Source organism: Klebsiella sp. GB_Kp056 (assembly GCF_040064755.1).
Taxonomy (GTDB): domain Bacteria; phylum Pseudomonadota; class Gammaproteobacteria; order Enterobacterales; family Enterobacteriaceae; genus Klebsiella; species Klebsiella quasipneumoniae.
Genome location: NZ_JBEAJA010000067.1, coordinates 1 through 15,305, shown reverse-complemented (window position 1 = coordinate 15,305; position 15,305 = coordinate 1). Strand labels below are relative to the sequence as shown.

Annotated in this window: 18 protein-coding genes; 3 read left to right on the top strand and 15 right to left on the bottom strand. The window is 59.0% G+C overall.

What is annotated here, in order from left to right:
* The first annotated feature begins 55 nt into the window (after positions 1-55).
* A complete protein-coding gene (gene nrdD / locus ABLV52_RS23120) occupies positions 56-2,194 on the top strand; it encodes an anaerobic ribonucleoside-triphosphate reductase (RefSeq protein ID WP_004206513.1) in 2,139 nt (712 codons plus the stop codon).
* Positions 2,195-2,589: 395 nt separating this feature from the next.
* Complete coding sequence (gene nrdG / locus ABLV52_RS23115; protein WP_012969085.1) at positions 2,590-3,054, top strand: anaerobic ribonucleoside-triphosphate reductase-activating protein; 465 nt, start codon at positions 2,590-2,592, stop codon at positions 3,052-3,054.
* 48 nt (positions 3,055-3,102) lie between these two features.
* Here nrdG and ABLV52_RS23110 read toward each other — a convergent pair whose 3' ends face one another.
* The 14 genes from ABLV52_RS23110 to pmbA form a co-directional block, all read right to left on the bottom strand.
* A complete protein-coding gene (locus ABLV52_RS23110) occupies positions 3,103-3,342 on the bottom strand; it encodes a type II toxin-antitoxin system RelE/ParE family toxin (RefSeq protein ID WP_065805919.1) in 240 nt (79 codons plus the stop codon).
* Positions 3,332-3,574, bottom strand: coding sequence for a type II toxin-antitoxin system RelB/DinJ family antitoxin (locus ABLV52_RS23105; RefSeq protein WP_023291757.1), 243 nt, complete (start codon positions 3,572-3,574; stop codon positions 3,332-3,334). Before ABLV52_RS23105 ends, ABLV52_RS23110 begins: the two co-directional genes overlap by 11 nt.
* A gap of 77 nt (positions 3,575-3,651) precedes the next feature.
* A complete protein-coding gene (locus ABLV52_RS23100) occupies positions 3,652-5,562 on the bottom strand; it encodes a PRD domain-containing protein (protein ID WP_032454658.1) in 1,911 nt (636 codons plus the stop codon).
* Positions 5,563-5,584: 22 nt separating this feature from the next.
* Entirely contained in the window at positions 5,585-6,739 is a 1,155-nt protein-coding gene (locus tag ABLV52_RS23095) for a lactonase family protein (protein WP_065805920.1), read from the bottom strand.
* Positions 6,740-6,805: 66 nt separating this feature from the next.
* Positions 6,806-7,546, bottom strand: a complete 741-nt coding sequence (locus ABLV52_RS23090) for a KDGP aldolase family protein (RefSeq protein ID WP_348890975.1) — start codon at positions 7,544-7,546, stop codon at positions 6,806-6,808.
* The gene (locus ABLV52_RS23085) at positions 7,543-8,661 is read right to left on the bottom strand and encodes a DgaE family pyridoxal phosphate-dependent ammonia lyase (protein WP_186978141.1); all 1,119 of its coding nucleotides are present in this window, start codon (positions 8,659-8,661) and stop codon (positions 7,543-7,545) included. Before ABLV52_RS23085 ends, ABLV52_RS23090 begins: the two co-directional genes overlap by 4 nt.
* Entirely contained in the window at positions 8,645-9,778 is a 1,134-nt protein-coding gene (locus ABLV52_RS23080; RefSeq protein WP_348890974.1) for an amidohydrolase/deacetylase family metallohydrolase, read from the bottom strand. The genes ABLV52_RS23085 and ABLV52_RS23080 overlap by 17 nt, the downstream gene beginning before the upstream one ends.
* A gap of 112 nt (positions 9,779-9,890) precedes the next feature.
* Positions 9,891-10,535, bottom strand: coding sequence for a DUF4310 family protein (locus tag ABLV52_RS23075; RefSeq protein WP_004206504.1), 645 nt, complete (start codon positions 10,533-10,535; stop codon positions 9,891-9,893).
* Between the two features lie 13 nt (positions 10,536-10,548).
* Positions 10,549-11,325, bottom strand: a complete 777-nt coding sequence (locus ABLV52_RS23070) for a DUF4311 domain-containing protein (RefSeq protein WP_002886897.1) — start codon at positions 11,323-11,325, stop codon at positions 10,549-10,551.
* A 21-nt stretch (positions 11,326-11,346) separates the two neighbouring features.
* Positions 11,347-11,646, bottom strand: coding sequence for a DUF4312 family protein (locus ABLV52_RS23065; protein ID WP_004206503.1), 300 nt, complete (start codon positions 11,644-11,646; stop codon positions 11,347-11,349).
* Positions 11,647-11,648: 2 nt separating this feature from the next.
* Positions 11,649-12,011, bottom strand: a complete 363-nt coding sequence (locus ABLV52_RS23060; protein WP_032454653.1) for an SFCGS family glycine-rich protein — start codon at positions 12,009-12,011, stop codon at positions 11,649-11,651.
* A gap of 10 nt (positions 12,012-12,021) precedes the next feature.
* Positions 12,022-12,360 carry a glycine dehydrogenase gene (locus ABLV52_RS23055; protein ID WP_348890973.1) on the bottom strand — a complete coding sequence of 113 codons (339 nt, stop codon included), beginning with the start codon at positions 12,358-12,360 and terminating at the stop codon, positions 12,022-12,024.
* Positions 12,361-12,648: 288 nt separating this feature from the next.
* Complete coding sequence (gene cybC, locus ABLV52_RS23050; protein ID WP_002886893.1) at positions 12,649-13,035, bottom strand: cytochrome b562; 387 nt, start codon at positions 13,033-13,035, stop codon at positions 12,649-12,651.
* Between the two features lie 36 nt (positions 13,036-13,071).
* Complete coding sequence (gene pmbA / locus ABLV52_RS23045) at positions 13,072-14,424, bottom strand: metalloprotease PmbA (protein WP_032429082.1); 1,353 nt, start codon at positions 14,422-14,424, stop codon at positions 13,072-13,074.
* Positions 14,425-14,519: 95 nt separating this feature from the next.
* On the opposite strand from pmbA, the gene yjgA reads away from it, so the two are divergent.
* Positions 14,520-15,071 (top strand): ribosome biogenesis factor YjgA, encoded by a 552-nt coding sequence (yjgA, locus tag ABLV52_RS23040; protein WP_004206498.1) that lies wholly within the window; start codon positions 14,520-14,522, stop codon positions 15,069-15,071.
* Positions 15,072-15,110: 39 nt separating this feature from the next.
* On the opposite strand, the gene ABLV52_RS23035 is transcribed toward yjgA, so the two are convergent.
* A partial coding sequence (locus tag ABLV52_RS23035; RefSeq protein WP_348890972.1) for a hypothetical protein occupies positions 15,111-15,305 on the bottom strand: 195 nt, incomplete at its 5' end.

Genomic DNA, 15,305 nt, shown 5'->3' with positions numbered 1-15,305 from the left:
GCCTTCGGGATAACCTCCGCCTCTGTGGATAACCTGTTCTATATATGGAGTGATCATGACACCGCATGTGATGAAACGTGATGGCTGTAAAGTGCCGTTCAAGTCAGAGCGCATTCAGGAAGCAATTCTGCGTGCAGCTAAAGCAGCGGGAGTCGATGACGCAGACTATTGCGCCACCGTCGCAGAAGTCGTTAGCCAACAAATGCAGGGCCGCGCCCAGGTCGACATCAACGAGATCCAGACCGCGGTGGAGAACCAGCTGATGTCCGGCCCCTATAAGCAGCTGGCGCGCGCCTACATTGAGTATCGCCATGACCGCGATAGCCAGCGTGAGAAGCGCGGCCGCCTCAATCAGGAGATCCGCGGCCTCGTCGAGCAGACCAACTCCGCGCTGCTCAACGAAAACGCCAACAAGGACAGTAAAGTCATCCCGACCCAGCGCGACCTGCTGGCCGGTATCGTCGCCAAGCACTACGCCCGACAGCACCTGCTGCCTCACGATGTGGTGATGGCCCACGAACGCGGCATGATCCACTATCATGACCTCGATTACTCGCCCTTCTTCCCGATGTTTAACTGCATGCTGATCGACCTGAAAGGCATGCTGACCCAGGGCTTTAAGATGGGCAACGCGGAGATCGAGCCGCCGAAATCTATCTCTACCGCCACGGCGGTGACCGCGCAGATCATCGCCCAGGTCGCCAGCCATATTTACGGCGGCACCACCATCAACCGTATCGATGAAGTGCTGGCGCCGTTCGTCAGCGAAAGCTTTAACAAGCATCGTAAAATCGCCGAAGAGTGGCAGATCCCGGATGCCGAAGGCTATGCCCGCGCCCGTACCGAAAAAGAGTGCTACGACGCCTTCCAGTCGCTGGAGTATGAGGTTAACACGCTGCATACCGCCAACGGCCAGACGCCGTTCGTCACCTTCGGGTTCGGTCTCGGCACCAGCTGGGAATCGCGGCTGATCCAGCAGTCGATTCTGCGCAACCGCATTGCCGGCCTCGGTAAAAACCGTAAGACCGCGGTGTTCCCGAAACTGGTGTTCGCGATCCGTGACGGCCTGAACCATAAGTTCGGCGACCCGAACTACGACATCAAACAGCTGGCGCTGGAGTGCGCCAGCAAGCGCATGTACCCGGATATCCTCAACTACGACCAGGTGGTGAAGGTTACCGGGTCGTTCAAAACGCCGATGGGCTGCCGCAGCTTCCTCGGGGTGTGGGAAAACGAGAACGGCGAGCAGGTGCACGATGGGCGCAATAACCTCGGCGTCATCAGCCTCAACCTGCCGCGCATCGCCCTGGAAGCGAAAGGCGATGAAGCCGCCTTCTGGGCGCTGCTGGACGAGCGCCTGCAGCTGGCGCGCAAAGCGCTGATGACCCGCATTGCCCGCCTGGAAGGGGTAAAAGCGCGCGTGGCGCCGATCCTCTATATGGAAGGGGCCTGCGGCGTGCGGCTGAAAGCCGACGACGACGTCTCCGAGATCTTTAAAAACGGCCGGGCGTCGATTTCGCTGGGCTATATCGGTATCCATGAAACTATCAATGCGCTGTACGGCAACCAGCATATGTACGACAGCGAGGCGCTGCGCGAGAAGGGTGTGGCCATCGTCCAGCGCCTGCGCGACGCCGTCGATTTGTGGAAAGAAGAGACCGGCTACGGTTTTAGCCTGTACAGCACGCCGAGCGAAAACCTGTGCGACCGCTTCTGCCGTCTCGACACCGCCGAGTTTGGCGTGGTGGAGGGCGTGACCGACAAAGGTTACTACACCAACAGCTTCCACCTCGACGTGGAGAAGAAGGTCAACCCGTACGACAAGATCGATTTTGAAGCGCCGTATCCGCCGCTGGCTAACGGGGGCTTCATTTGCTACGGCGAATACCCAAACATCCAGCACAACCTGAAGGCGCTGGAAGACGTATGGGATTACAGCTATCAGCATGTGCCGTACTACGGCACTAACACGCCGATCGATGAGTGCTACGAGTGCGGTTTCACCGGCGAGTTCGAGTGCACCAGCAAGGGCTTTACCTGCCCGAAATGCGGTAACCACGACGCCTCCCGCGTTTCCGTTACCCGTCGGGTGTGCGGCTACCTCGGCAGTCCGGACGCGCGTCCGTTCAACGCCGGCAAGCAGGAAGAAGTGAAGCGCCGCGTGAAGCACCTGGGCAACGGGCAGATCGGTTAATTCCAGCTGGTTTAGCCCCTCCCCCTCTCCCCAACGGGGAGAGGGAACCGGCCCCGTAGCCGTTTGGCCACTAAGGCGCCGTTCCCGGATCGCGGCGCAAAGCGCCTTATCCGGGCTACAACCGCGTATGCGGCTTTTCGTAGCCCGGGCGAGCGCAGCGACGCCGGGAGCCGTTCCCTTTACAAATGCACAGCACCTCCGTTTTCGCAAAGCCATTAGCGTCAGAGCAAGGCGGCAAACGAGGGAATCCCAAACAGCCAGGTGGGTTTCCTCAAATCAGTTGGCGTTGTAGCAAGGCGGCAAACGAGTAAGTCCCGGGGAGCTTACTGGAGTAAGTGACCCGGGCGAGCGAGCGCAGCCAACGCCGCTACATCGGCAAATGAGAAGAGGAAACAATGAATTACCATCAGTACTACCCGGTAGATATTGTCAACGGCCCCGGCACCCGCTGCACCCTGTTTGTCTCTGGCTGCGTCCATGAGTGCCCCGGCTGCTACAACAAAAGCACCTGGCGGGTGAACTCCGGCATGCCGTTTACCGCCGAGATGGCCGACCGCATCATTGCCGATCTCAACGATACACGCATCAAACGCCAGGGGATTTCACTCTCCGGCGGCGATCCGCTGCATCCGCAGAACGTCGCGGAGATCCTCAAACTGGTTCAGCGCGTGCGTGCCGAATGCCCCGGCAAAGATATCTGGGTCTGGACCGGCTATAAACTGGATGAGCTGAATGAGGCGCAGATGCAGGTGGTGAACCTGATCAACGTGCTGGTCGACGGTAAGTTTGTGCAGGATTTAAAAGACCCGGCGCTGATCTGGCGCGGCAGCAGCAACCAGGTGGTACATCATTTGCGATAGCGTTTAGAGCCGTTTATTAGCCTGATGATAAACGGCCGCTTTCTCTCTTTAGCCAATGGCAATAACGTAAACCACCACCAAACTATCCCGTACTTGATACACCAACCGATAACCTGACGCCTTAAGCTTGATTTTGTAGCAATCCGGTAAATCACTCAGACTGGCCGATGCAATTCGCGGATTCTGCACAACCTGCTGGAGCTTATTTTTGAACTGTTTTTTGATCGTCTCGCCAAGCTTCTGCCATTCGCGCCAGGCACGCGGATCAAACGCCAGTTCATAGGTCATCCAGACTCACCTTCACCTCCGGCTGCGGGTTTTCCAGCCGCTCGCGGACGGTGCGTAATAATGCCGCTTCGCTATCGCTGATAGTCATACTTTTCACTGGCATGCGGCCATTTTCCGCAATGTATTGAAACAGCAGGCGCACCGCCTCCGTTGGCGTCATATCGAGTTTCTCCAGCACGGCATAAGCCTCTTTTTTGAGTTTATCGTCCAGTCGAACGTTGAGCGTGGCCATTATGCCTCCAGAAAGGGATATTTTGTAATGCATTATAGCATTACATTTGCATTACACTCGAATCTGGAAAACGCCTCTCAAAACCGGCTGACGCACTCCATCGCCACCGTTTTAAACTCATCGAAGCTGCGGGTCGCGGCGAGGCGGCTCATGGCGCGCTCGCGCAGGAAAGTCACGAAAATATCGTAGATCGCCATCGCCTCTTCATACTCGCGCTTGCTGATAGCGAGCAGGAAGATGATATGAGCGGTTTCATCACCCCAGGCGATGCCCTGCGGGGCAATGACGGTATAGACCACCGTCTTTTTCGCCAGTAGCCCCAGGGAGTGCGGCAGCGCAATGCCATCGCCGAGCATGGTGCTGACAATCGCTTCACGCTCCACCACCGAAGCATGAAACTCGGCGTCAACAAAGCCTTCCTCCAGCAGCTGCTGGCACAGCTCGGCGAACAGCGTTTGCTGATCCATCGGCGTATCGACTACCCGGAAGTGGGCGGCATCGAAGTACTTATTCAGCATCCATGGACGGGTACGGTCCACCAGCACCAGCTTGCCGATCTGATCCAGTTGATAGTCAGTGGGGAACGGCGCGATGGTCACTACCGGCTTGTCTTTTTCGCTGATCCGCACCGTGGAGATAACAAAATCCGCCTCGATCGCGTCCCGCTGTTCGTATTCGCGCTGGGAAATGGTGGCGGCGATCTCCAGCTGCGGATATTTGCGCTGCAGGATCGCCTCGATCATCCGCACCATCGCATTGCTGGTATCGCACACCAGCAGCACCTGCGGCTGACGCTGGTAGCCGATGTTGTAGTGGCGCTCCAGCCCGACGCCGATATGCAGCACCAGAAAGCCGATTTCGTTTTCGCTGATGGTGTACGGAGTATATTTGCCCCAGCTGGAGACCGCGGCGAGGGTCATATCCCAGGCCATCGGGTAGTGCTGTTTGATGTTATCCAGCAGCGGATTGGGGATCATGATCTGGTAGCGCACGCGGGTGATCATGGTCTTTATGTGGGTCAGCAGATCGGCGTGCAGCTGGGCATCGTCCAGCAGGTTGTAGTTATACTGGCTGTTGATGTAGCGCAGGATGTAGTTGACCAGCGCTTCGTCATCGTCGGCGCTGATGGTTTCCGGGTCCACGTCCTGTACCTGACGGGCGGCGATATGCACGCACAGCCACTCTTCTTCCGCGGGCGATAAAGGTTTTCCGGCCAACCGCTGTAGCTCTCCCGCCAGATCGCGCGCGGCATCGCGGACGTTCTGCGCCACATCTTCAGCACTAAAATCCGCCAGCGGGTAGCCTTCGCTGACGCGACGCACCACCACCGCCCCGTACAGGCAGATAAAGCGCTCGCCGACGTCGGTGAGACGAATATGGTGGCGCGTGAGCGTCTCCTGCAGCACCGGCTCCAGCAGCGCAGGCACCTCCTCTGCAAAGGCCTCGGCGCCGATCGGCGGCGCGATACCGCCCTGCTGGGTTAGCTCCCACAGCAGGTCGGTGAGGCAGGCGCGAACCGATACCTCGCTACCGAACAGCTTCATGCCGTGGCGCGGGCGGGTTTCAAGGGTTAGCTGATAGCGCTGGAAGCGCTCGCGCACCTCGACCATATCGTTTTGCAGCGTGGCGCGGCTGACGAACCACTCATCCGCCAGGTCTTCCAGCTTGATCGAGAACGCCGACGTCAGAAAACGCACCAGCAGGAAAGTGATGCGATCCTGGGCGGTACGCGGGACATGCTGCGCCTTCGGCGCCGTCTCCTCCAGCGCCTGAAAGCTCGCCGGGTTATCAATTTTCAGCTGATAACCGCTGCCGCGGTTAAGGATAAACTGCGCGCCATACTGCGCCAGTAGCGCATTCAGGGCGGTAATATCGGCGCGCACGGTACGAGTGGAAACCGACAGGCGTTGCGCCAGCTCATCCTGCGGCAGCGTTTCATTCCGCAGCAGGGTGAAGAGTTGCGCTAAGCGTTGGTTGGGAAATCGCATGTCAGTTCCTTGTGGTTACGGCTCAGGGTTGGGCGGAAATCACCATCTGCGATGGACTGCCGACCGGCGTGTAGTCTGAGACAAAGGTCAATTTGCCATCCTTCGGCGCCACGCTGAAGCGGGTAATATTATCGCTACGCTGGTTCATGACGTACAGCCACTGCCCCTGATTATCCAGGGTCAGCGTGCGGGGGTAATCTCCGCGCGTCCAGATATCCTCCTGGTGGCGCAGGCGGCCGTCGGCCTGCACCGTAAAGTGGGCGATGCTGTTATGCAGACGATTGGCGACGTACAGCTGTTTGCCGTCGTTGCTCAGCGCCAGGCCGGCGGCAAAGCTGGTGCCCTTATACTCTTTCGGCAGCGCGGAGACGGTTTTGCCTTCGCGCAGCAGACCGCTTTGCTGATCCAGATGATAGAAGGTCAGCGTCGACGCTTCCTCGTTAATCAGCCACAGACCGTCGCCCTTTGGCGTGAAGACGAAGTGGCGCGGGCCGGCTCCCGGCGACGAGGCGGCGATAAACGGCGGATCGTTCGGCGTCAGCTTGCCGCTGGCGCTATCCAGCCGATACTGATAGATCCGATCCAGCCCCAGATCGGTGGAGTAAACAAATTTCCCGCTGGGATCGGCGGCGATCATATGGGCGTGCGGGCCATTGTGATCGCTGATGGCGAAGCTGCCCTCGACGGCCGCCGCCGGGCGTTCGGCCCCTGCCGGGCCTTCATCCTGATGCCTGTCCACCGCCTCGCCCAGGCTACCATCCTCTTTCACCGGTAGCACGGCGATGCTGCCGCTGACGTAGTTGGCCACCAGCAGCTGTTTACCGTTCGGCGTCAGGGAGAGATAAACCGGCCCGGCGCCGCCGGAGGCGACCTGATTGAGTGCGGTCAGCTCGCCGTTCTTCTCGATGCGCCACGCCTGCACCACGCCTTTCTCCACCTCGCTGGCGGCATACAGCGTTTTGCCATCGCGCGAGACGGTCAGCTGCGCGGCGTTCGGCAACGAGCTCACCAGCGTCCTGTCACGTAGCGCGCCGGTTTGGCTATCAACGGTAAAGCGGTACAGACCTTCGCCATTGGGATTATAGGTGCCTACCCAGGCATAGTGAGTTTGCGCGGCGCCGGCGGCGGCGGCAAACAGGGACAGTGAAGCGACAAGCAGATGACGAGCGACAGGCATAGCAACTCCTTGATGGTTCAGTGGGATAAGCTGCCCCTCACCCTTTGAGGGTGAGGGGCAAGGGCACTACTTCACTAACTGTTTGGTCATCTCCAGCAGCTGGCGAACATCGGCCGGGCGGGTGTTGCCGCTGGCCTTATCGATAATCGAGCTGTAGATATGCGGGATGATTTTGCTCACCCCGGCATCGAGGGCGATCTTCAGGATCTCGCTGTAGTTTTCCAGATCGATACCGCCGGTCGGCTCCAGCCAGAAATCGTGCGCGGCGCAGGCTTTGGCCACCGCCTCGAACTCGTCGCGGTGCTTCAGGCCGCCCATCGGGAAGTATTTGATGGAGCTGCCGCCCATATCTTTTAACAGCGCGATGGCGGTTTCCAGCGGCACAATCCCATCCGCCGCGCCGCTGCTCAGCGGGCCGGTGGAGATCTTCACCACACCCGGGGTGCCGGTGGGCGAGACCAGGCCGTTGACCACCGTTTCGTTCTGCCCGAGCAGCGCACGGCTGGTGGCCACGCCGGTGAAGACCTGATTGACGTGCTGCGGCTGCACCTGGCGCGAAATCTCGCTCACCATCGCCGACTGATTCGGATCCCCTGCGCCCAGCCCGACGGAGAGGGCGTTATCAATCAGCTTCGCGTAGTCGCGCATATCGGCCACCGCGCTGGCGACGTCCGGGTAGTTTTTGGAGAGCACGCCGACCAGGACATGACCTTCCGCCGCGTCGTAGATTTCCCGGGCGTTGTCTTTGCTACCCGCCAGGACGTTCAGGCACACGCGGTCACGGTAAAAGTTTGGGGTCAGTTTCATGCTTGTTTCTCCTTGTTCAGAACTTCCGCGATACGGCGGGCGACTACCGCCAGCTGCTGGGCGTCAACGCTGCGGACATCGGCTTCGATAATGCCTTCATTCGCTTTATAGCCGCGGAAGTAGATGGCGTATTCGCCCTGCTTCAGCGCGTTAACCAGATCGCCGGTCTTCACGCCGGTCACCGCTTCGTCGAATTTGATTTCGGCGCGGGCGATATCGCGGCCGGCGCTGTCCCATACCACGCGGGCAGTGACGCCGTTGAGGGTATTGAGCTGTTCGATAAACGGCGTCATCTTCGCCACCATCTCTTCACCGCTCTCTTTGCTTGCCGTCAGGTAGTGTTCAATGGCGCAGGTCAGGCCGAGGATCCCCTCTTTACCCACTTTCATCGCCCGGCCAATCCCCATCGACTGGCGTTTAACCCACTCGACGTACTGCGTTTTGCCGATCACCAGCCCGCTGGTCGGCCCTTCAATCGCTTTCGCGCCGCTGTAGATCACCAGGTCGGCGCCCATGCGGTAGTAGCCCTGCAGATCTTCCTCCGCCGCCGCGTCGACGATCAGCGGTAAATGATGCTGACGCGCCACTTCCGCGGCCTGCGCCACGTTGAGCATGCTTTTCTGCACGCAGTGGTGGGATTTGATGTAGAGGATCGCCGCGGTGCGCGGGGTGATCGCTGCCGCCAGCTGTTCAGCAGAGCATTCGTTGGCGTAGCCCGCTTCCACCAGCCTGCCGCCGCCCAGCGCCACCATGGTGCCGACCGGCGCGCCGAAGTTGACGTTGTGGCCCTTCGGCAGGACGATTTCGTTATGCTCTATCGGCGTGACGTGCAGGTTCTCCAGCAGCCAGTCGCTGTCCTTTACCAGCACCGCCGCCACCGACTGGGCAATCCCTGCCGAGGCGCAGGAGACCACGGTCGCCCCTTCCACGTCCAGCAGCCTGGCGATGTACTCGCCGGTTTTATTCACCAGATCTTTCATTTCAAAGTACTGGTTCATGCCGGCCATCGCGGCTTCCACCACTTCCGGACGCGGCGTGGAAACGCCCAGCGCCGTCATCCGGCCAGAAGTGTTAATAACTTGTTTTAAATGGTATTTTTCAAAAATCGAAGGCATGTTCCGCGCTCCCTTGTTCGGTCAGATAGCCTTTGCCCGCGCGGATCGCGGCCAGCGGCACCAAAATGTTGTCTGCCTGGAGGCTCTCTTTTTCGGCATCCACCAGCAGCGTTGGCTGGCGCTCCAGGCGAAATAGCGTGAGATCGGCGTCGAAACCCACTTCCAGCCGCCCTTTATGCGACAGGCGCAGCCCCTCGGCAGCGCTGACGGTCACGCAGGCAATCACCTGCGGCAGGGTCATGCCGATGGCGAGAAATTTCGACATCACCAGCGCCAGCGAACGCACAGGGCCGTCGATGCGGTTACGGCAGTAAATATCCGAGCTGATGGTGTGCGGCAGAATGCCCAGCGCAATCGCCCGGCGCGCCACTTCAAAGCTGAAGCTGGCGGTACCGTGGCCGACGTCGAGGCGCACGCCGCGCTGCAGGGCGCGAGTAATCGAACTGCGCAGTTCGCCGGCAGGATTCAGAATGCGGTTCGGTTTGCCGTTATAGCAGTGGGTAATGATGTCGCCGCGGCTCAGCAGATCGGCGATTTCATCGAGGTTCGGCGGATTGTTGCCAATGTGCACCATCAGCGGCAGGTCGCCGTTTTCCTGCTGAATCGCCTTGGCGCGCGCCAGCGGCGTAATGCCGTTTTCCCCCACCACGCTGCTGCTCATCCGCGCCTTCAGACCAACGATAAAATCGGGATGACGCTGCACCGCCTGCTTCACCGCCTCGGCGTCAATATTGGTCATATTGGCCAGTTCATTCTGGGCAATCAGCCCGACGCGGGAGATATTGAGCAGGGCATAGACTTCCGTCGCCGCTTTACGGGTCAGTTGATAGAACTCATCGACATCGTCGGCGCCGGTGCTGCCGGCATCAATCACGGTGGTGACGCCGGTGGCGATACCGACGCTGTCCGGCTCATCGTGATAAATTGGCGAATTCGGGTAGCAGTGAACGTGGGAGTCAATCCAGCCGGCGCTGACGTAGCTGTTGCCCTGCAGATCGAGGGTTTTGCGGGAGGGCGCGCTAATCTCGCCCAGCGCCGCGATTTTCCCGTCCTGAATGGCGATATCAGTCAGGGTATCGTCGACGAGGCGCGCGCGGCGCAGGAGTAAATCTAACATAGCTATCTCCTGATGAAAGAGTGTATCTGTTGCCGGATGGCGGCGTACCGCCTTATCCGGCCTACCAATCGCGCTGACGTGTAGGCCCGATAAGCGCCGCGCCATCGGGCGATTAGCTAATCGCCACCGGGAAAATGGAGCCGAGGATCATCGCGCCGAGGATAGCGCCGCCGGTGATCGGTTTCTGCCAGATGTAGAACAGCAGGGCGCCAACCAGCGAGCCGATCCCGATAGGAATCGAGGCGGTCATTGCGCTGAGGATGATCAAGGGGCCGAGGAAGCGGCCGGAGGCATTCCCGGCCCCCATCATCACGTCGGCGCCGTAGGTAGAGTCGCTCTGGTTGATGGTGAACTTACGCGCCAGAATGATGATGTAGCCCACCGCCAGGCCGAGGATCAGGCCGGTTGCCAGCGAGGCGGCGAAGTTCGCCACCGGGAAGACAAAGCCCGCGCCGAGCAGCAGCGCCGGGACGCCAAGACCGATCCCGGTCTGAATAGCGCCGCCGATATCGAGGATCCCCACCAGCGACCCTTCGATGATGCGGGCGAACAGGAAGCTGGCGCCAAACGCCGCCACCGCGCCGTAAACGCCGGTATCAATCCCCGACTTCAGCATCGCCACGAAGGCGACTTCGTTAAAGGCGCCGATGCCGTACAGGTAGTACATGTGGGTCCCGGCGAAGACGCCGGAGGAGAGCAGGCCAACGAAGATCGGGAACGACCAGTCGGCATACCAAAAACCTTTATTCTGTTCCATTATCAGGCTCCCGTTACTTGCCGCTGAGTGAGTTGTGGATCATGTCCAGCCAGTTCGGCACGGTCAGATGGAAGGATTCGATCATCTTCATGTCGAAGCCGCGGAAGAAGCCGCTGAGGACGAACAGGGCGACAATGGCCACCATCATCACTTTGGTGACCCGGTTCCAGCCGCTCTCTTCAACGCCTTTGCCGATCAGGATGCCCAGCACCAGCCCCGGTACGGCGTTGCCCATAATCAGCTGCGCCGCGCCGCCGAAGATGGTCGCCCAGAAGCCTGATTTTTTACCGGCGTCGATCGCCGCCAGCCAGAAGATCACCGGCATCACGGTGTTCACCAGCAGGTTTGCCGCCGGGACCAGTACCTTAACCGCGGTCACCTGCAGCGCTTCCGGTACGGACGAGGCGGTGAGGTTAAGGAAGGCGACGACGATCATGCCGATGATGCCGCAGGAGATAGCCATTTTTTTCGGATCGTGCAGCGTTTCGCCGACGTTACGATTTTTCAGCATCAGCGCCGCCGCGCCCCAGTTGGGGATAATGCGGTGGTCAACATCCTGGGTGAAGGAGCCTGCTGCAACGGAAGAGGCCCAGGCGTTAAAGAAGAAACCGAGGCCAAAGGAGAAGTGGGAAGCCGGATCGCCCTCACAGGAGTTCAGCTCGCCCAGGGTTCGAAACGCCCCCATCCCCTGGGTGGTAGGGGCATGAAACATGCGTGCCGCTCCGGCGCCCACGCCGACGCCGACCAGGCCGCCGATGATAAGCGATTTTATTAATATTATCAGGAACATAGTCAGACCCTTTGCTAACAATCAGGTTTGCGTGACGAAATCCACTTTATCGAGATCGATGGCGGTCACGTTGACGGTGACGTCCAGCTCCACGCTGTAGGTCCGTCGTTCACGGCGCAAAAAGAAAAACAGGAAGGCCTCTTTTCGTACCGCTTCGCGCGCATGAACAACCGTCACGTCCTGTGGCTCAATACGCAGCAGAATGTGCGATGACGTTTTCATCACCGCAGCCTGCACATGGTTCAGGGCATCGGCGAAGGCCCGTGATTTGCTTTCGCCTTTGCCGGCAACCCTCACCGTGGTGGTGAATTGCTCTTTCATACTTATGCGCCGTATTTCTTTTTCCAGGCCTCTACCAGCCGCTCGCCCAGCTCTTCTTTATCCATAAAGCCGAAGCCCAGCACGTTGCAGCCTTCGTTGATGGCGGTGACGCCCTCTTCCACGGAACGCATGCCGTATTTCGCTTTGTAGCCGTGTTTGGTCTGGGCGGTGATGGCGCCGGCGCCGCCGCTGCCGCAGAAGGAGATGCCGAAGGTGGCGTTTTCCGCTTTCATCATGTCGCCAAGCTTCATGTCGGCAGCAACGCCAGGGACGACCACTGCACGTGCGCCGGCTTTCTCTGCGCCTGCGGCGACTTTTTGGCCTTTACCCAGACGGTCGCCAATAACTACGGTGATTTGTTCCATGTTTTGCTCCTTACAGGTTTTCTTTTGCGACTTCGAAATGGACGGAGAGCAGCCAGGCCTCTTCATCAGGCAGGTTGCCGAACTGCGCGACCACTTCGCGGGCCAACGTCATTGAATCTGGTGAAATCTCTTCGAACAGGCTGGCATCCACTTCCGGCAGCGGTTCCCCGCTGATTGACCGGTGGGCCATCGCCCGCACGTGGGAGGTCAGCATTTGCTCCTGAACGTCGTTAGGGACGATGCCGTGACGGCTTAACAGGGCAAAAACCTGCTGCAGCACCTTGTCAGCCAGGCGTTCGGTCTGCGCTGCCTGCTCCCCTACGTCGTGTATTACCGCTCCGTTATTCACTTCTGATACCCCGCTGATGTCTCTGGGAATCAAAGTAGCGCCGGGGGATGGGAGTTTGTAGCGAGTTGTTTTCCACTTCGAAGTGGAAAGGGAGACGGCAGGCGTGATCGACCCCACACATTCACTGGAAAAATGAAAAAACAGCAATTATGGCGTGAGACGTATCACAACAATGCGCGTGAATGCGCAGCCCGCGGCTGCGGAAAGGCCGGAAAAAGAGATCGAAAAGTGTGATATCGGTAGGCTTTCAGGCGGGAGACATCGGCTGATGCCTCCCGAAAACGGCAGTTAGCGGTACTTCTTATGGTAGGTGTTGCGGGTGGTTTTAAACTCCTCCGCGGCGGCCTGCGCCTCTTTCACCTTGCCTTCATTCGCCAGCTTCAGCGCGCCGTCGATCTGGCCGATCAGAATATCCAGACCGTGACGGTAATCTTTCATCTCAGCGCTGTCGGCCGCTTTACCTTCCAGCTTCGGCGGCGTCTCTTTCTGGGCATCAACCGCGGCGGTACGCATCTTATTCAGCGCCGCTTTCAGCTCGCCGGCGTCGGAGGTTTTCTGTACCACTTGCAGATTTTCTGCCAGAGTGTCCATGTCTTCGCCCAGGTCGGCAAAGGCCGAGGCTGAACCGAGCGCAAAAGCAGAGACAGCCAGCATCGCTAACAGTTTTTTACGCATTGCTCACTTCCTTTTTATTATTTAAGCAAACAGGTGTTATTGCCCGGCGATTTTCATCTCCGGCAGCAGCACAGAACCGCACTGAATGTTGCTGCGCGTTTCAATATCATCGCCGATGGTCACGATATTACGCCACATTTCTTTCAGATTTCCTGCAATGGTGATCTCACTGACAGGATATTGAATTTCGCCATTTTCTACCCAGAAGCCGGATGCGCCGCGTGAGTAGTCGCCAGTGACGCCACTGACACCCTGCCCCATCAGTTCGGTAACCACAAGACCGGTGCCCATCTCTTTAAGCATCTTTGCAAAACTCAGGCCGCGGCCGTTGATGCGCCAGTTATGGATGCCGCCGGCGTGGCCGGTGCTTTTCATCCCCAGCTTGCGGGCGGAGTAGTTGGTCAGCAGCCACTGGGTCAGCACGCCGTCTTTGACGATATCGCGACGCTCGGTGCGCACGCCTTCGCTGTCGAACGGCGTGGAGGCCAGTCCTTTACGCAGGTGCGGATGCTCTTCAATGGTCAGCCACTCCGGCAAAATTTGTTTGCCCAGCGAATCGAGCAGGAAGGTGGATTTGCGGTATACCGAACCACCGGCAATCGCTCCGACCAGGTGGCCAAACAGCCCGGTCGCCACTTCATTGGCGAAAATCACCGGCGCCTTCATGGTCGACAGCTTACGCGGCGCGAGGCGCGACAGGGTGCGGCGGGCGCACTCTTCCCCGACCCATTCCGGGGACTGCAGATCCTCGATCGCCCGGCCAATGGTATAGGCGTAGTCGCGTTCCATGTCGCCGTCATCTTCCGCGATCACGCAGCTGGAAAGGGAGTGGCGAGTCGAACAGTAGCTCTGCAGCATGCCATGGCTGTTGCCGAACACTTTGATGCCGTAGTGGCTGTTAAAGCTGCCGCCTTCGGTGTTGGTGATGCGTTTATCGGCCTTCAGCGCCGCTTGCTCTGCGCGGGCGGCCAGTTCGATGGCCTCATCCGGGGAGACCTCCGCCGGGTGGAACAGGTCCAGATCCGGGGCGTCAAAGGCCAGCAGCTCTTTATCCGCCACGCCGGCGAAAGGATCCGGGGAGGTGTAGCGGGCGATATCCAGCGCCGCCTGCACGGTGCGGGCGATGGCGTCCGGGCTGAGATCGGTGGAAGAGGCGCTGCCCTTGCGGTTCTGATGGTAAACCGTGATGCCTAACGCCCCATCGCTATTGAATTCTACATTCTCCACTTCGCCATAGCGGGTGCTGACGCCGATGCCCGTCGTCTTGCTGACGGAGACTTCCGCGCCATCGGATTTACCTGCCGCCAGTTCCAGCGCCGTGGTCACGGCCTCTTCCAGCGTCTTACGTTGCTGGGCAACTTGAGAGATCACTTTCATTGCTAATGCCATAATGTAAGAAGGAGTTAACTGAAGTCTAACAGAGAACCGTTTTTCAGTGCGCGCCTTAACTGGTAACATTAGCCTCTTTTTTTAAGGAGCCTGAGATGACAAAGCAGCCCGAAGACTGGCTCGACGACGTTCCCGGTGATGATATCGAGGATGAAGACGATGAAATTATCTGGGTCAGTAAGAGTGAAATTAAGCGCGACGCGGAAGAACTGAAGCGTCTTGGCGCGGAACTCGTTGACCTGGGGAAAAACGCGCTGGATAAAATTCCGCTGGATACTGACCTGCGCGACGCCATCGAACTCGCCCAGCGAATCAAAAAAGAGGGTCGCCGCCGCCAACTGCAGCTTATCGGTAAGATGCTGCGCAATCGCGATGTCGATCCGATTCGTCAGGCGCTGGATAAGCTGAAAAACCGCCACAACCAGCAAGTTGCGCTGTTCCACAAGCTGGAGCAGATCCGTGACCGACTGATTGACGACGGGGATGACGCCGTAGCTGAAGTGCTGAACCTGTGGCCAGATGCTGACCGTCAGCAGCTGCGTTCCCTGATCCGCAATGCGAAGAAAGAGAAAGAAGGCAACAAACCGCCGAAATCCGCGCGCCTGATCTTCCAGTACCTGCGCGAACTGGCGGAAAACGAAGGCTAATTCCCGCCGCTTTTGCCGCACAAGTCACCCGGATGGCGGCTACGCCTTATCCGGCCTACGGAAGGCTGCTGAACCTGAGTTATCAAACAGTTGCTCAACTCTGTAGGCCCGCGCAAGCGCAGCGCCGCCGGGCAAGTTGTATCCAACGACGTTCCCGTCGATGTGCCGGATGGCGGCTAACGCCTTATCCGGCCTACGGAAGGCTGCTGAACCTGAGTTATCAAACAGTTGCTC

What these genes read in the sequence shown, in the direction of transcription:
- nrdD (WP_004206513.1), top strand. Translation starts at nt 56, where the DNA reads ATGACACCGCATGTGATGAAACGTGATGGCTGTAAAGTGCCGTTCAAG.
- yjgA (WP_004206498.1), top strand. Translation starts at nt 14,520, where the DNA reads ATGACAAAGCAGCCCGAAGACTGGCTCGACGACGTTCCCGGTGATGAT.
- ABLV52_RS23095 (WP_065805920.1), bottom strand. Translation starts at nt 6,739, where the DNA reads ATGCCTGTCGCTCGTCATCTGCTTGTCGCTTCACTGTCCCTGTTTGCC.
- ABLV52_RS23070 (WP_002886897.1), bottom strand. Translation starts at nt 11,325, where the DNA reads ATGTTCCTGATAATATTAATAAAATCGCTTATCATCGGCGGCCTGGTC.
- ABLV52_RS23080 (WP_348890974.1), bottom strand. Translation starts at nt 9,778, where the DNA reads ATGTTAGATTTACTCCTGCGCCGCGCGCGCCTCGTCGACGATACCCTG.
- ABLV52_RS23110 (WP_065805919.1), bottom strand. Translation starts at nt 3,342, where the DNA reads ATGACCTATGAACTGGCGTTTGATCCGCGTGCCTGGCGCGAATGGCAG.
- nrdG (WP_012969085.1), top strand. Translation starts at nt 2,590, where the DNA reads ATGAATTACCATCAGTACTACCCGGTAGATATTGTCAACGGCCCCGGC.
- ABLV52_RS23100 (WP_032454658.1), bottom strand. Translation starts at nt 5,562, where the DNA reads ATGCGATTTCCCAACCAACGCTTAGCGCAACTCTTCACCCTGCTGCGG.
- pmbA (WP_032429082.1), bottom strand. Translation starts at nt 14,424, where the DNA reads ATGGCATTAGCAATGAAAGTGATCTCTCAAGTTGCCCAGCAACGTAAG.
- ABLV52_RS23060 (WP_032454653.1), bottom strand. Translation starts at nt 12,011, where the DNA reads ATGGAACAAATCACCGTAGTTATTGGCGACCGTCTGGGTAAAGGCCAA.
- ABLV52_RS23065 (WP_004206503.1), bottom strand. Translation starts at nt 11,646, where the DNA reads ATGAAAGAGCAATTCACCACCACGGTGAGGGTTGCCGGCAAAGGCGAA.
- cybC (WP_002886893.1), bottom strand. Translation starts at nt 13,035, where the DNA reads ATGCGTAAAAAACTGTTAGCGATGCTGGCTGTCTCTGCTTTTGCGCTC.
- ABLV52_RS23090 (WP_348890975.1), bottom strand. Translation starts at nt 7,546, where the DNA reads ATGAAACTGACCCCAAACTTTTACCGTGACCGCGTGTGCCTGAACGTC.
- ABLV52_RS23085 (WP_186978141.1), bottom strand. Translation starts at nt 8,661, where the DNA reads ATGCCTTCGATTTTTGAAAAATACCATTTAAAACAAGTTATTAACACT.
- ABLV52_RS23105 (WP_023291757.1), bottom strand. Translation starts at nt 3,574, where the DNA reads ATGGCCACGCTCAACGTTCGACTGGACGATAAACTCAAAAAAGAGGCT.
- ABLV52_RS23075 (WP_004206504.1), bottom strand. Translation starts at nt 10,535, where the DNA reads ATGGAACAGAATAAAGGTTTTTGGTATGCCGACTGGTCGTTCCCGATC.